This window comes from Streptomyces sp. NPDC093225, assembly GCF_044753805.1.
Lineage (GTDB): Bacteria > Actinomycetota > Actinomycetes > Streptomycetales > Streptomycetaceae > Streptomyces.
Map to the genome: position 1 here is coordinate 104,425 of NZ_JBIVNX010000012.1, position 13,748 is coordinate 118,172.

Below are 13,748 nucleotides of genomic sequence, written 5' to 3' on the forward strand. Positions count from 1 at the left end.
ACCCCTTCCGCGTACGAAGATGTCCGCATGTCAGACACCCAGCACGGCCATCAGCTGCCCCGAGAGGTCGCCGACGCGTACGTCGACGACCTCATCGCGCTCGACCCGATCACCGGCACCTACCTCGGCGTCGCGGAGAGCTCCTCCGCCCTCCCCGACTTCTCCCCCGCCGGCCGCGCGGCCGTCGCCGAGCTCGCCCGCACCACGCTGCGCAAGCTCGACGACGCCGAGCGGCTGCCGGGTGCGGACAGCGACGCCGAGCGCCGCTGCGCCCGCCTGCTGCGGGAGCGCCTGACCGCCGAACTGGCCGTGCACGACGCAGACGAAGACCTCCGCGCCGTGTCGAACATCCACTCGCCGGTGCACGCGGTCCGTGAGGTCTTCACCCTCACCCCGGCCGACACCGACGAGGACTGGGCGGCCCTCGTGCAGCGGCTGCACGCGGTCCCGACGGCCCTCGAGGGCTACCGGGCCGGCCTGGAGCTCGGTCTGGAGCGCGGGCTGTGGGGCGCCCCGCGCCCGGCCGCCACCTTCGTCGAGCAGCTCACCTCCTGGGCCGGCGAGGACGGAGAAGGCCAGGCGTTCTTCGCGGAGTTCGCCGCGGGCGGCCCCGACGCACTGGGCGCCGAGCTCGACGAGGCCGCCGGGGTGGCGACGGCCGCCGTGGTGGCGCTGCGCGACTGGATGCGCGACGTGTACGCCCCGGCCGTCGCCGGCAAGCCGGAGACGGTCGGCCGCGAGCGGTACGCCCGCTGGTCGCGCTACTTCAACGGCACGGACCTGGACCTGGACGAGGCGTACGCCTACGGCTGGGCCGAGTATCACCGCCTGCTCGCCGAGATGAAGACCGAGGCCGCCAAGATCCTGCCGGGCGCGGGTCCGTGGGAGGCGCTCAAGCACCTCGACGAGCACGGCACCCTGATCCCGGTCGACGAGGTCCAGGCCTGGCTGCAGGGCGTGATGGACGAGGCGATGGACGCCCTCGACGGCACCCACTTCGAACTCGCCGAGCGGGTGCGCCGGGTGGAGTCCCGCATCGCCCCGGCGGGCGGCGCGGCCGCCCCGTACTACACGCCCCCGTCGGAGGACTTCTCGCGCCCCGGCCGCACCTGGCTGCCGACCATGGGCCAGGCGGCGTTCCCCGTCTACGACCTGGTGTCGACCTGGTACCACGAGGGCGTTCCGGGCCACCACCTGCAGCTGGCCCAGTGGGTGCACGTGGCGGACCAGCTCTCCCGCTACCAGGCCACCGTGGGCATCGTCAGCGCCAACGCCGAGGGCTGGGCGCTGTACGCGGAGCGCCTGATGGACGAGCTGGGCTTCCTCAAGGACGCCGAGCAGCGGCTGGGCTACCTGGACTGCCAGATGATGCGCGCCTGCCGCGTCATCGTCGACATCGGCATGCACCTGGAGCTGGAGATCCCGGCGGACTCGCCGTTCCACCCGGGCGAGCGGTGGACCCCGGACCTGGCGCAGGAGTTCTTCGGGCTGCACAGCGGCCGGCCGGCGGACTTCGTCGAGAGCGAGCTGACCCGCTACCTTTCGATGCCGGGCCAGGCCATCGGCTACAAGCTGGGCGAGCGCGCCTGGCTGCTCGGCCGCGACAACGCCCGGGCGGCGCACGGCGACTCCTTCGACGCGAAGGCCTGGCACATGGCGGCGCTGTCGCAGGGCTCGCTGGGCCTGGACGACCTGGTGGACGAGCTGTCCAAGCTCTGACCCCGCACGTCACGACGGCCGCCCGTTCCCTCCGGGGAGCGGGCGGCCGTTCGGCGTACGGGCGGGTCAGCAGCCGCAGTCGTCCGAGTCCGTGGGCGCCGTCAGCGGGTCCGCCCCGGCGCGCCGCTCGCGGCCCTGCCAGGTCTCGACCTCGAAGCCCTCGCGGATCCAGTACTCGATGCCGCCCAGCATCTCCTTGACCTGGTAGCCGAGTTCGGCGAGCGCGAGGGCGGCGCGGGTGCCGCCGTTGCAGCCCGGGCCCCAGCAGTACGTCACGACGGGGACCGACCTGTCGAGGAGGTCGGGGGCCTGCTCGGGGATCAGGGCGGTCGGCAGGTGGACCGCGCCGGGGACGTGCGCCTGGTCCCAGGCGGCGGTGGAGCGGGAGTCGACGAGGACGAAGCCCGGGTCGCCCTCGGCCCCGAGCGCGGCGGCCACGTCGGAGACGTCGGCGTGGAAGGCGAGGCTGGCGGCGAAGTACGCGGCCGCGGCGGCCGGGGAGGCGGGCGGCACGCGGAGCACGGGGTTGGTGGGGGCGGGCGCCTGGCTGGGGTTCGTCTGCGTCGTCATGCCCGAAAATCTACAAAGCGTTGATCATGCCCGGAAGGGGGATTCCCCGGCACTCACCTTGATCGACCGGTGAATCCCCTGGTACTCCTGGCACATGACCGCCTATTCCCCTGACGCCACCGATTGGCGCATCCTCGAGGCCCTCCAGCGCGACGGACGGGCCAGCTACGCCGACCTCGCGCGGGCCGTCTCGATGTCGGCGAGCGCGGTGACGGAGCGGGTGCGCCGCCTCGAAGAAGCGGGCGTCATCACCGGCTACGCGGCGGTGGTCGACCAGGAGCGGCTGGGCCTGCCGATCCTGGCGTTCACCCGCCTGCGCTACCCGCACGGCAACTACAAGCCGTTCCACGACCTGCTCGAGAGCACGCCGGAGATCCTGGAGGCCCACCACGTGACGGGCGAGGACTGCTTCGTCCTGAAGGTGGCCGCCCGCTCGATGGCGCACCTGGAGGAGGTGGCCGGCCGGATCTCCTCGCTCGGGTCGGTGACCACGAGCGTGGTGTACTCCTCGCCGCTGCCCCGGCGGGCCATCAGCGGCTGAACGGCCCCCAGGGGCGCGGGTCCGCGCTCAGCCCGGTCCCCCGGGCCCGCCCGTGCGGTGCCGCACGACCGAGCCGCCCCGCTGCTTGAGCACCTCCAGCTGCGCCTGTACCCGGGTGCGCAGGTCCGCGACGTGGCTGACGATCCCGACGCTGCGGTCCCGTTCGCGCAGCGAGTCCAGTACGTCCAGCACCTCGTCGAGCGCCTGGTCATCGAGGCTGCCGAAACCCTCGTCGATGAAGAGGGTGTCCAGGCGCATGCCGCCCGCTTCGTCGGTGACGACGTCGGCCAGTCCCAGGGCCAGCGCCAGCGAGGCGAAGAAGGTCTCGCCGCCGGAGAGCGTGGCGGTGTCGCGGGTGCTGCCCGTCCAGGCGTCGACCACGTGCAGGCCCAGCCCGGACCTGGCGCCGCGGCGCGCCCGGGCGTCGGAGTGCACCAGCGTGTACCGGCCGCCGGACATGCGGTGCAGCCGTACGGTCGCGGCGGCCGCCACCTGTTCCAGGCGGGCGGCCAGCACGTACGACTCCAGGCCCATCCGGCGCTCGTTGTCCGCCGAGGTGCCCGCGGTCAGGCCGGCCAGCCGGGCGACCCGCTCGTACTCGGTGCGCAGCGGACCCAGGGCGCGCAGGCCGGTCTCGGCCTGCCGGGAGAGCGCGTCGAGTTCGGCGCAGCGGGTGCGGGCGGCGTCGGTGGCGGAGCCGGCGGTGCGCAGCCGGGCGGCGGCGGCCGCGAGCGCGCTCCGGGCCAGGTCGGGCCGGGCCGGCGGCAGCGCGGCCGCCGCAGTGGTCTCGGGGTCGCGGAGCCGGTCGGTCAGGGCGGCCTCCTCGGCGGCCCAGCCGTCGAGCCGCTGCCGGCCGGCCCGGGCCTCGGATTCGGGCAGCAGGGCGGCGACGGCCGCGTCGGCGGTGTCGAAGCCGGCCTTGAAGGCGGCGTCGGCGAGCCGGTCGTCGGCCTCCTTCAGGCGCTGGTCGGCGGCGTCGGCCCGGCGGGCGGCGTCGGCGGCCTCGGCGACGAGCCGGACCCGGGTCTCCAGGACGCGGGCGCGCTCGGCGACGCTGGGCGCGTCCCCCCGGACCCGGGACAGCTCCTCTTCCAGGGAGGCCCGTTCCTTCTCCAGGGCCTCGCGCCGCGAGACGGCCGCGGCCGCCGCCGCGCCCGCCTCTCGGCGGACCTCCTGGCGGCGGTCGTGCTCGCGGCCGGCCCGGGCCAGTGCTTCGGCGGCCGCGTGCAGGCCGCCCGCGAGGTTCCGGGCCTCGGCGTGCTCGGCCGTCAGCCGCTCGGCCAGAGCGTGGAGTTCGGCGGCGTCGGCCTCCCCCGCGGTGGCCGCGGCCTCGTCGCGGGCCTGCCGTACGGCGGCCAGGGCGCGCTCGCCGGCGGCCCGCTCGTCCTCCAGCCGCTCGTAGCGTTCCCGGGCGGCGTCCTCGGCGGCCCGGTCGACGTGGCCGGGGGCCGGCCGGGCGGGGACCGGGTGCTCGGGCGAGCCGCAGACGGTGCAGGGCTCGCCCGCCGTGAGGGCGGCCGCGAGTTCGGCGGCGATCCCGGCCAGCCGGGTCTCCTTGAGCTCCAGCCAGTGTTCGCGGGCGGCCCCGGCGCGCTCGCGCACGGCGAGCAGGCCGGCGGCGGCGGTCTCCGCCTGCCCGGCCAGTTGGTCACGGCGGCGGGCCGCGGCCAGGTGCAGTCGGGCGGGTTGGAGCCGCCCGGCGACGGCCTCGGCGAGGGTGGCGGCCTGCTGGGCGGTGTCGACGTGCCGTTGGAGGCCGGCGCGGCGGGACTCCCAGCCCTCCAGCCAGGCGGCGGCTTCGTGCAGGTGCTCCTCGGCGGCCCGGGCCTCGCGCTCCAGCGCGGCCAGCTCGCGTCCGATCTCGGTGCTGCGGGCCTCGGCGCGGGTGGCGGCGCCGAGCGCGCCCAGTTCCTCGCGCAGCCGCTGCTCGACGGTCGCCAGGTGTTCGGCGCCGGCCTCGGCCAGGCCGGCGGGCAGCCGGCCCCGGCCGTCGGCGGCGCGCTGCGCGGCCTGGCGGTGGGCGGTGGCGGCGGCGCCGCGCAGGTCGAGGGCGGGGGCGACGCGGTCGGCCCGGGCGGCCCGGTCGAGGCGTTCGCGGATCCGCTCGCGCGCGGGGGCCTCGGCGGCCAGGGCCTCGCGGCGGGCCAGCGCCTCGGCGTGCCGGCGCTGGCGCCGGTCGAGCTCCTGGGCGTCCTCCAGGGCGGTACGGGCGGCGTGGTGGGCACTCTCGGCGGCGGCGAGGGCGTACTCGGCGATGTCGCGCCGCTCCCGGGCCCCGACGCGGGCGACGGCCGCCCAGGCGCGGACCTCCGCCGCGAGCCCGGGGTCGCCGGCGGCGAGCCGGGGCAGCGGCCGGTCGCGCAGGTCGGGGCAGTCCCCGGCGGCCTGGGCCAGGCGGTGCGCGGTGGCCAGCACCCGCTCGTCGCCCTCCCGTACGCGCGCCTCGGCGGCCTTGCGCCGGTCGGCCAGGCGGGCTTCGACGGCCGCGAACCGGCGGGTGTCGAAGAGCCGGCCGAGCAGCTTGGCGCGGGCGTCGGCGTCCGCGCGCAGGAACCGCGCGAAGTCGCCCTGCGGGAGCAGTACGACCTGGCAGAACTGCTCCCGGCTCATGCCGAGCAGGGTCTCGATCTCCTCGCCGATCTCCTGGTGGGAGCGGCTGAGCGCCTTCCAGCCGTCGGCGGTGTGCTCGCGCAGCCAGGACTGGGCCTTGTCGCGGGTGGTGCCGGAGCCGCGCTTCTTGGGCCGTTCCTGTTCGGGGCGGCGGGTGATCTCCAGGCGGCGGCCGCCGACGGTGAGGTCGAGGCGCACCTCGGTCGCGGTGCCGGGGTCGGCGTGGTCGCTGCGCAGGGTGGTGCCGGGGCTCTGGCGGGCGCCGGGCACGGAGCCGTACAGGGCGTAGCAGACGGCGTCGAGGACGGAGGTCTTGCCGGCTCCGGTGGGCCCGTGGAGGAGGAAGATCCCGGCGCCGGAGAGGGCGTCGAAGTCGACCTCCTGGGCCGTGGCGAAGGGGCCGAAGGCGGTGACGGTCAGGCGGTGCAGCCTCATCGGACGGCGCCCTCCGGGTTCCGGTGCGCGAGGAGCCGGGTCGGGCCGGGCGGGGACCCCGTCATCGGGCGCCCTCCCGCAGTGCCTCGTCGGCGCGGACCTCGTCGAAGGCCCCGGCCAGGACGGTGCGTTCGGCCTCGTCGGGGGCGGTGCCGCCGCGCACGTGGGCGACGAAGTCCTCGGCGATCTGCTGGTCGGTGCGGCCCTTGAGCCGCTGGGCGTAGGAGGCGCCGCTGTCGGGGCCGCCGCCCTCGGGGTCGAAGACGAGGCTGAGGGTGCCGGGGAAGCGGGCGGCGATCCGGGCCATGGGCTCGGCGGGCCGCGTCGGGTCGGTCAGGGTGGCTTCCACCCAGGCGTCCTCGTGCGGGGCGAGGGCCGGGTCGGCCAGGAGGTCGTCGAGGCGGCCGCGGATCCGGGCGAGCGGGCGCGGGACGGGGGTCTCGAGACGCTCGGCGGTCAGCTCGCCGCCGGGGCCCAGGTCGACCAGCCACGTGGACTTGCGGTGGTCGGCTTCGGAGAAGGAGTACGCGAGCGGGGAGCCGGAGTAGCGGACCCGCTCGGTGATGCGCTGGCAGCCGTGCAGGTGGCCGAGTGCGACGTAGTCGATGCCGGCGAAGAGCTCGGCGGGTACGGCCGCCACGCCTCCGACCGTGATGTCCCGCTCGCTGTCGCTGGCCGCGCCGCCGGTGACGAAGGCGTGCGCGAGGACGACGGAGCGGGTGCCCGCCGCACGGCCGGCGAGGTCGGCCCGGATGCGGTCCAGGGCGGCGCCGAGCACCGCCTCGTGGCTGCCCCGCTCGGCGGCGAACTCGTCCTTGACCAGGGCGGGTTCCAGGTAGGGCACGCCGTAGAAGGCGACGTCGCCGTGGGCGTCCGAGAGCACGACGGGGTCGGCGCACCCGGCGGGGTCGGTGCGCAGGTGGATGCCGGCCCGGTCGAGCAGGCCGGCGGCGACGCCGAGGCGGCGGGCGGAGTCGTGGTTGCCGGAGATCATGACGGTGGGGACGCCGAGGGCGGCCAGTTCGTGCAGGGCCCGGTCGTAGAGCTCGACGGCCGCGAGCTGGGGCACCGCGCGGTCGTACACGTCACCGGCGACCAGGACGGCGTCCACCCGGTGCGCGCGGACGGTCTCGACGAGGTGGTCGAGGAAGGCGGCCTGCGCGTCGAGCAGGTTCACGCGGTGGAAGGCGCGTCCCAGGTGCCAGTCGGAGGTGTGCAGAAGTCTCACTGGCCCGCCCCCGGCTTCCGCCGCCCCACGTCCGCCTCCGCCTGCTGCCGCTTTCGTCCCGCCGTGCTGTGCACACCACGCTAACGGACCGCCGCCCCTTGACCGTCCCTCGTATCCTCGGCCGCATGTCTGTACTGCTGCGGAAGCTCGGCAAAGTGGGGCGAATCACTCTCGACCGCCCCGAGGCGCTCAACGCCCTGACCCACGAGATGGTCCGGGAGATCGCCCGCGCGCTCGACGACTGGGAGGCCGACCCCGCGGTCGGGGCGGTCGTCCTGGACGGGGCGGGCGGGCGCGGGCTGTGCGCGGGCGGGGACATCCGGGCGATCCGCGCCTCGGCGCTGGGCGACGGCGGGTGGGCGCGGGGGTTCTGGCGGGACGAGTACCACCTCAACGCCCGGATCGCCCGCTTCGGCAAGCCGTGGGTGGCGCTCATGGACGGGATCGTGATGGGCGGCGGGGTCGGCCTCTCTGCCCACGGCGACGTGCGGATCGTCACCGAGCGCTCGCGGGTGGCCATGCCCGAGGTGGGCATCGGGTTCGTGCCGGACGTCGGGGGCACGTACCTGCTGGGCCGGGCGCCGGGCGAGCTGGGCACGCACCTGGCCCTTACGGCGGCCGCGATGACCGCCGGCGACGCGCTGCTGTGCGGCTTCGCCGACGTGTACGTCCCCTCCGCGCGCCTGCCGGAACTGCTCGCGGCGGTGGAGCGCGACGGCACGGACGCGGTACGCGCCTTCGCCGAGCCGGCGCCGCCGGCGCCGCTGGCGGCGGAGCGCGGGTGGATCGACCACTGCTACGCGGCCGACACCGTCGAGGAGGTCGTCGAGCGGCTCTCCGGCAGCGGGGAGCCGGCCGCGAAGGAGGCCGCGACCGTGCTGCTGGCCCATTCGCCGCACTCCCTCAAGGTCACGCTGGAGGCGCTGCGGCGGGCCCGGCGGCTGGACTCCCTGGAGGCGGTCCTGGAGCAGGAGTGGGCCGTGTCCCTGGCGGCCCTGTCCCACCCGGACCTGGCCGAGGGCGTCCGTGCGCAGGTGGTCGACAAGGACCGCACGCCGCGGTGGTCGCCCCGGACCCTCGCGGGGGTCGCGGCCGAGGACGTGGCGCGGCACTTCGAGCCCCCGGCGGCGGGGCCCCTGTTCTGAGTCGCGCGGGGCGTGACAGCCGCATGACGCACCCATGTCAAGTACGTGATGACCGGATTGCCGCCCTTGCCCGCCCGCCCCGGCCTTGCTTGGCTGCACGACATGCCGATCAAGCGCCCCGCGCTCCTCAGCCTCGGATCCGCCCTGCTGCTGGCCGCCACGGCCGTGCCCGCGCAGGCCGGCACGCCCGCGCCCGGACCGTCCCACGACCGCGCCGCCGTCGTCACCCGCTGGTACGACGTGACGGCGGAGACGGTGGCCGCCGCCGGCGCACCGACACAGATCACCAACAGCCGTACCTGGGCCATCAGCTGGCTCGCCGCCGCGCGCGCCGCGGGCCAGGCCCCGGCCGGCCGCGGCCGCGCCCCGTTCCAGGACGCGGCCGTCGCCTCCGCCGTGCACGACGCGCTGCGCGCGCTGGCCCCCTCACAGGCGGCCCGGCTCGACTCGGCCCTGGCCGCCACCCTGAAGGGGATCCCCGACGGGCGGGCCGAGCGGGCCGGGGTCGCGGCCGGCGCCCGCCAGGCCCGCCGGGCGCTGGCCGCCCGCGAGGGCGACGGCCTCGACCCGGCCTCGGTGAACGCGCCCTTCCCGGTGCCGCCCGCGGCACCCGGTGTGTGGCGGCCCACCCCGGCCGGCTTCGCCCCGGCCCAGCAGTACGGGAACCGGCTCGCGAAGCCCTTCCTGCTCGACTCGCCCGCCGAGTACCGGCTCGGGCCGCCGCCCGCGCTCGGCTCCCGCCGCTACCGGGCCGACCTCGCGGAGGTCCGTGCGTACGGGGCCGAGGACAGCGCGGTGCGCACGGCCCGTCAGACCGAGACCGCCACGTTCTGGTACGGCGGCTCGCTGCCGCTCTTCACCGGCCCGCTGCGGGTGGCCGTGACCCGCTCGGCCGCCCCGGCCGCGGAGCGCGCCGCACTGGTCGCCCTCTTCCACGCGGCCCTGGTGGACACGCAGATCGCGACCTCCGACAGCAAGTACACCTACCTCCGCTGGCGCCCGGTGACGGCCCTGCGGACCGGGTCGATCGGTACCGACCCGGCCTGGACGCCGCTGCACGAGACCCCGGCCCACCCGGACTACCCCAGCGGTCACGCGACGTACGCCGGCGCGGCCGAGACCATCCTGACCGCGCTGACCGGGGCCCGGACCGCCCCGTTCCGGCTCACCAGCCCGACGGCGCCCGGGGTGATCCGGACGTACACCGCCTGGCGCCAGCTGACCCGTGAGAACGTCGACGCCCGGGTCTGGTCGGGCATCCACTCGCGCTCCGCCGACGAGGCCGGCGTCCGGCTCGGCACGGCCGTGGCCCGGCACGCGCTGCGCCACGCCGACCGGCTGCTCTCGGCGCGCTAGGCAGCCGGCGGGGCCGACCGGGAACGGCCGGCCCCGCCGGGCACCGCGGTCAGCTGCCGCAGGCGCCGAGGCAGACCCTCGGCGCCTTCTGCACGTGCACCTCCAGCGCGTAGTCCCAGTCGTCGGCCCGGGCGTCGACGGTGGCGTCGGCCCAGCCGTCCAGGAAGCGGGCACCGCCGTACGGGCGCACCTCCCCCTCCCACGGCACCGACCTGCCGGCCGTGCAGTCGACGCTCTCCACCAGCCACCCGGTCACCGTCGCCGCGCCCTGCTGCTGCTCCAGGTGGGCGGCCACGTTGACGGACGACGTCTTGGTGCAGCGCACCGTGCCGTGCAGCACGGCCCTCCCCCCGGGCGTGACGCCGCCGGTCCGGGCGCCCGAGACGGAGAGCTTCAGGACCGGCGGGGCCGGGGTGGAGCGGATGTGGAAGTACCCGCGGGACGCGCCCGTGCTGCCCTTGCAGCGCTGCTCGAAGCGGGCGTCGACGGAGTTGAGCCAGCCTTCCTCGGTCCAGTCGACGGCGGTGACGGTGAAGCTGCCGGTCAGAGCACCCTGGGAACACCAGCGCCCCGCACCGCTGAAGTCGAGTCCGGGCCGGTCCCCGTGGAAGGGGAACTGCGCGACGTCGGTGTAGGTCCCGGCGGTGAGCTTCCGGCCGCCCGGCGCGCCGAGGTCGACGCCCCACCACGTACCGTCCGGGGCCTTGGCCTCCACGAGGAGCATGTTGCTGTGACTGCTCCGCTGGACGATGAAGCTCTGGTCCTCGGCTCCGTCCCAGTTCTCCGAGAGCCCCTGGGTGACCTCGTCGCCCGCCTCGCCCGTGAAGCCGAACGTGCCCTCCACCACGGGCTGCTGGAGCGTGGGCAGCTCCGGCACGTCGTCGTCGGCCGCGGCTCCCCCGGCCGCGAGCCCCACCAGCAGTCCGGCCGTGGCGACGGCGCGGAGGAGTAAGTGCCCGATCCTGCTGCGTGCCATGCGGATTCCCCCCTGGAGTCCGGTCATGTGTCCGGTCCGCCGCAGCGTAGGCGGCCACGGCCGGTCGGGGGACGGCATGGCCGGGACTGGGCGGTGGGCGTCCGGAAGGCGCCGGCGCCTCCCGGACGCCCACCCGCCTCAGCTCACGCGCCGCCGCACCTCACGCGTCGCCGTACGCCTCGCCGCCGAGCTCGAAGCCGGCCGACCCGGCCGTGGTGTCGGCGAGCCAGGCGCGGAAGGCCTCGACGTCGGCCTCCGGCAGGCCGATCTCGATGTCCACGGCGTCCCCGTAGCGGACGTCGAGCACGGCCCGGCCGGTGGCGCGCAGGTCGTTCTGGGTCTTGCCGGCCCGCTGGTGGTCGACGGTCACGGTGGCCAGCCGGTAGCGCCGCCGCGTGAGGGTGCCCAGCGCGTCCAGGGCCTCGCCGACGGCTCCCCCGTACGCGCGGATCAGGCCGCCCGCGCCGAGCTTGACCCCGCCGTAGTAGCGGGTGACGACGGCCACCGCGTACCGCACCTCGCGGCGCATCAGCATCTGGAGCATCGGCACCCCGGCCGTGCCGCCCGGCTCGCCGTCGTCGCTGGCCTTCTGGACGGCGGCGTCGGCGCCGATGACGTACGCGAAGCAGTTGTGCGTGGCGGTCGGGTGCTCGCGGCGGATCCGCGCGACGAACTCCTGCGCCTCCTCCTCGGTCGCGGCCGGCGCGAGCGCGCAGATGAAGCGGGAGCGGTTGATCTCGATCTCGTGCACGCCCTCGCGGGCCACCGTCACGTACTGGTCTGCCTTCACCCACCCACCCTAATCGGCCTGGGGGAATGCGTCGGGCGGGCGGCGGGGTTGGGTAGACGACAGCCGCGAGACGGCACCCCCGGACGCCCACCGGACGGACCCGGGGCAGACGACGACAGACGGACGACGGGAGACCGCACGTGTACGGCGATCCGGCCACCATCCGCAAGATCCTCACCGAGCTGGGCGACACCTGGGCCGTGGTGGGCCTGTCCTCCAACCAGGACCGGGCCGCGTACGGCGTCGCCCGCGTGCTGCAGCGGTACGGCAAGCGCGTCGTGCCGGTGCACCCGAAGGCGGAGACCGTGCACGGCGAGCAGGGCTACCCGTCGCTGGAGGCGATCCCGTTCGAGGTCGACGTGGTCGACGTGTTCGTGAACAGCGGCCTGGCCGGGGACGTGGCCGACCAGGCGGTCAAGATCGGGGCCGACGCCGTCTGGTTCCAGCTGGACGTGATCGACGAGGCAGCGTACCGACGCACCCGGGAGGCCGGGCTGGAGATGGTCATGGACCGCTGCCCCGCCATCGAGATCCCGGTCCTGGGCTGAGCCGCCGGCCCCGTCCGCGGGTCAGCCGGCCGGGGCGTCCGCCGGCCGGTGGCGGCTGACGGGCGGGATGGAGACCGCGAGGGTCATGCGCACCGGTTCCGCGCCGCGGTTGTGGTAGCCGTGGCCGAGGTCCGCCTCGAAGGTCGCGGCGGACCCGGCGGGCAGGGCGTACTCCCGGTCGCCCACGACCAGCGTCAGCTCGCCCTCGGTCACGTGGATCATCTCGACGGTGCCGGCGAGGTGCGGGTCGGAGTCCGTGCCCTCGCCGGGGGCGAGGTCGTAGGACCACATCTCCAGCGGGCCGCGCCGGTCGTCGCCGACGAGCATGGTGGACGCGCTGCCGCCCTCGGTGGACCACATGCGCACCCCCTGACCGGGCATTACCACCTGGACCTCAGGTCCGCGGTCGTGGTCGAGGAGGGTGGTGATGCTGACGCCGAGGGCGTCGGCGAGCTTGACCGTGGTGCCGACGCTGGGGTTCGTACGGGCCTGCTCGATCTGGATGATCATGCCCCGGCTCACTCCGGACCGGGCCGCGAGGGCGTCCAGGGTGAAGTTGCGCTCGGTGCGCCACCGCTTGAGGTTGCGGGCCAGCGCCTGTGTGAGCTGTTCGAGGTCCGACACCGTTCCGCTCGTCCTCCCCGTGCCGTGCGTGGCCACGAGGCCCCGCACAGTCCAATATTTTGGATGACACAGTCCAACTGAGTGCACTATCGTGCACTGCACCACCGTGTTCACTGCACTGTACTGCGAGGCCCGCCATGACCACCCTGCTCGCCCTGGCCACAGCCGTGCTCTGGGGCTTCGCCGACTTCGGGGGCGGGCTGCTCACCCGGCGGCTGCCGGCGCTCACCGTGGTCGTCGCCTCCCAGGTCATCGCGGTGGCGGTGCTCGGCACGGTGGTCGTCGCGACGGGGGCGTGGCGGGAGGCCGGGCCGCAGCTGTGGTTCGCCGTGGCCGCCGGCCTGGTCGGCCCGGTCGCCATGATCGCCTTCTACCAGGCCCTGGCACTGGGGCCGATGGGCGTGGTCTCACCACTGGGCTCGTTGGGCGTGGTGGTGCCGGTGGGCATCGGCCTCGCCGTCGGCGAGCGACCCGGGGTCGGTCAGATCGCGGGCGTCGTGGTCGCCGTGGCCGGCATCGTGCTCGCCGGCGGCCCGGAGCTGCGCGGCGCGCCGGTGCAGCGCAGGGCCGTGCTGCTGACGCTGCTGGCGGCCTTCGGCTTCGGCGCCGTGATGGCGCTGATCTCGCACGCGTCGACGACGGTGACCGGGCTGTTCCTCGCCCTGTTCGTGCAGCGGGTGACCAACGTCGCGGCCGGCGGCACGGCCCTGTGGCTCTCCGCCCGCCGCGGGCAGCCGGTGCTGCCCGCCGGGTCCGGCCCCTCCGTGCTGTGGGCGGCGCTGCCCGCCCTCGCCTTCGTCGGCCTGGCCGACGTCGCGGCGAACGGCACCTACGCGCTGGCCGCCCAGCACGGTCCGGTGACGGTGGCCGCGGTGCTGGCCTCGCTCTACCCCGTGGTGACGGCGCTGGCCGCACGCGGGGTCCTCAAGGAACGGCTCAGGGCCGTGCAGGCGGCGGGCGCGGGCCTGGCACTCGCCGGCACGGTGCTCCTGGCCACAGGCTAGGGGGCTTGGTCAGGTTCATTCGTTGGTGGCGCGTCCGGTTGAGGGCCGTGTCGTTGCCTGGTGTGTGACACCGGGGGCCGCACACCCCGCCCCGCAGCGGCCGCGGGCGCCCGCCCCGGCCGGCCTACTCGCGGTTCGAGGCGCTGCGGATCCGGCCCGCTGCACGCGAGATCCACAAGGCTCTGGACCGGCGCCTGCCACG

The 13,748-nt window shown here is 75.8% G+C and carries 12 protein-coding genes; 6 read left to right on the forward strand and 6 right to left on the reverse strand.

The annotated features are described in order from the left end of the window. Nucleotides 1-27: 27 nt before the first annotated feature. Entirely contained in the window at nucleotides 28-1,719 is a 1,692-nt protein-coding gene (locus ACIQCH_RS14055) for a DUF885 domain-containing protein (protein WP_402580927.1), read from the forward strand. Between the two features lie 66 nt (nucleotides 1,720-1,785). Here ACIQCH_RS14055 and ACIQCH_RS14060 read toward each other — a convergent pair whose 3' ends face one another. Next, nucleotides 1,786-2,289: a rhodanese-like domain-containing protein gene (locus tag ACIQCH_RS14060; protein WP_402580928.1), complete on the reverse strand. Its 504-nt coding sequence runs from the start codon at nucleotides 2,287-2,289 to the stop codon at nucleotides 1,786-1,788. A gap of 94 nt (nucleotides 2,290-2,383) precedes the next feature. Here ACIQCH_RS14060 and ACIQCH_RS14065 point away from each other — a divergent pair, with 94 nt between their 5' ends. Continuing rightward, complete coding sequence (locus ACIQCH_RS14065) at nucleotides 2,384-2,830, forward strand: Lrp/AsnC family transcriptional regulator (protein ID WP_402580929.1); 447 nt, start codon at nucleotides 2,384-2,386, stop codon at nucleotides 2,828-2,830. A gap of 27 nt (nucleotides 2,831-2,857) precedes the next feature. Here ACIQCH_RS14065 and ACIQCH_RS14070 read toward each other — a convergent pair whose 3' ends face one another. Together ACIQCH_RS14070 and ACIQCH_RS14075 are read right to left on the reverse strand one after the other, a co-directional pair. Next, complete coding sequence (locus tag ACIQCH_RS14070; RefSeq protein WP_402580930.1) at nucleotides 2,858-5,875, reverse strand: AAA family ATPase; 3,018 nt, start codon at nucleotides 5,873-5,875, stop codon at nucleotides 2,858-2,860. A 61-nt stretch (nucleotides 5,876-5,936) separates the two neighbouring features. Next, nucleotides 5,937-7,103, reverse strand: coding sequence for an exonuclease SbcCD subunit D (locus tag ACIQCH_RS14075; RefSeq protein ID WP_402580931.1), 1,167 nt, complete (start codon nucleotides 7,101-7,103; stop codon nucleotides 5,937-5,939). 125 nt (nucleotides 7,104-7,228) lie between these two features. Between ACIQCH_RS14075 and ACIQCH_RS14080 the strand changes: the two genes are divergently transcribed. Both ACIQCH_RS14080 and ACIQCH_RS14085 read left to right on the forward strand, forming a co-directional pair. Then, complete coding sequence (locus ACIQCH_RS14080) at nucleotides 7,229-8,248, forward strand: enoyl-CoA hydratase/isomerase family protein (protein WP_402580932.1); 1,020 nt, start codon at nucleotides 7,229-7,231, stop codon at nucleotides 8,246-8,248. Nucleotides 8,249-8,350: 102 nt separating this feature from the next. Further along, nucleotides 8,351-9,604: a vanadium-dependent haloperoxidase gene (locus ACIQCH_RS14085; protein WP_402580933.1), complete on the forward strand. Its 1,254-nt coding sequence runs from the start codon at nucleotides 8,351-8,353 to the stop codon at nucleotides 9,602-9,604. Between the two features lie 49 nt (nucleotides 9,605-9,653). Here ACIQCH_RS14085 and ACIQCH_RS14090 read toward each other — a convergent pair whose 3' ends face one another. Both ACIQCH_RS14090 and ACIQCH_RS14095 read right to left on the reverse strand, forming a co-directional pair. Then, nucleotides 9,654-10,580, reverse strand: coding sequence for a hypothetical protein (locus ACIQCH_RS14090; protein ID WP_402580934.1), 927 nt, complete (start codon nucleotides 10,578-10,580; stop codon nucleotides 9,654-9,656). Nucleotides 10,581-10,740: 160 nt separating this feature from the next. Next, a complete protein-coding gene (locus tag ACIQCH_RS14095) occupies nucleotides 10,741-11,370 on the reverse strand; it encodes a YigZ family protein (RefSeq protein WP_402580935.1) in 630 nt (209 codons plus the stop codon). A 140-nt stretch (nucleotides 11,371-11,510) separates the two neighbouring features. On the opposite strand from ACIQCH_RS14095, the gene ACIQCH_RS14100 reads away from it, so the two are divergent. Then, entirely contained in the window at nucleotides 11,511-11,918 is a 408-nt protein-coding gene (locus ACIQCH_RS14100) for a CoA-binding protein (protein WP_402580936.1), read from the forward strand. A 21-nt stretch (nucleotides 11,919-11,939) separates the two neighbouring features. On the opposite strand, the gene ACIQCH_RS14105 is transcribed toward ACIQCH_RS14100, so the two are convergent. Further along, the gene (locus ACIQCH_RS14105; protein ID WP_402580937.1) at nucleotides 11,940-12,542 is read right to left on the reverse strand and encodes a helix-turn-helix domain-containing protein; all 603 of its coding nucleotides are present in this window, start codon (nucleotides 12,540-12,542) and stop codon (nucleotides 11,940-11,942) included. Between the two features lie 137 nt (nucleotides 12,543-12,679). Between ACIQCH_RS14105 and ACIQCH_RS14110 the strand changes: the two genes are divergently transcribed. Then, nucleotides 12,680-13,546 (forward strand): EamA family transporter, encoded by an 867-nt coding sequence (locus ACIQCH_RS14110; protein ID WP_402580938.1) that lies wholly within the window; start codon nucleotides 12,680-12,682, stop codon nucleotides 13,544-13,546. Nucleotides 13,547-13,748 lie beyond the last annotated feature (202 nt).

Bases quoted from the DNA above. Each gene is read 5' to 3' on its own strand.
- ACIQCH_RS14090 (WP_402580934.1), bottom strand. From the start codon at position 10,580: ATGGCACGCAGCAGGATCGGGCACTTACTCCTCCGCGCCGTCGCCACG.
- ACIQCH_RS14085 (WP_402580933.1), top strand. From the start codon at position 8,351: ATGCCGATCAAGCGCCCCGCGCTCCTCAGCCTCGGATCCGCCCTGCTG.
- ACIQCH_RS14070 (WP_402580930.1), bottom strand. From the start codon at position 5,875: ATGAGGCTGCACCGCCTGACCGTCACCGCCTTCGGCCCCTTCGCCACG.
- ACIQCH_RS14060 (WP_402580928.1), bottom strand. From the start codon at position 2,289: ATGACGACGCAGACGAACCCCAGCCAGGCGCCCGCCCCCACCAACCCC.
- ACIQCH_RS14110 (WP_402580938.1), top strand. From the start codon at position 12,680: ATGACCACCCTGCTCGCCCTGGCCACAGCCGTGCTCTGGGGCTTCGCC.
- ACIQCH_RS14080 (WP_402580932.1), top strand. From the start codon at position 7,229: ATGTCTGTACTGCTGCGGAAGCTCGGCAAAGTGGGGCGAATCACTCTC.
- ACIQCH_RS14065 (WP_402580929.1), top strand. From the start codon at position 2,384: ATGACCGCCTATTCCCCTGACGCCACCGATTGGCGCATCCTCGAGGCC.
- ACIQCH_RS14055 (WP_402580927.1), top strand. From the start codon at position 28: ATGTCAGACACCCAGCACGGCCATCAGCTGCCCCGAGAGGTCGCCGAC.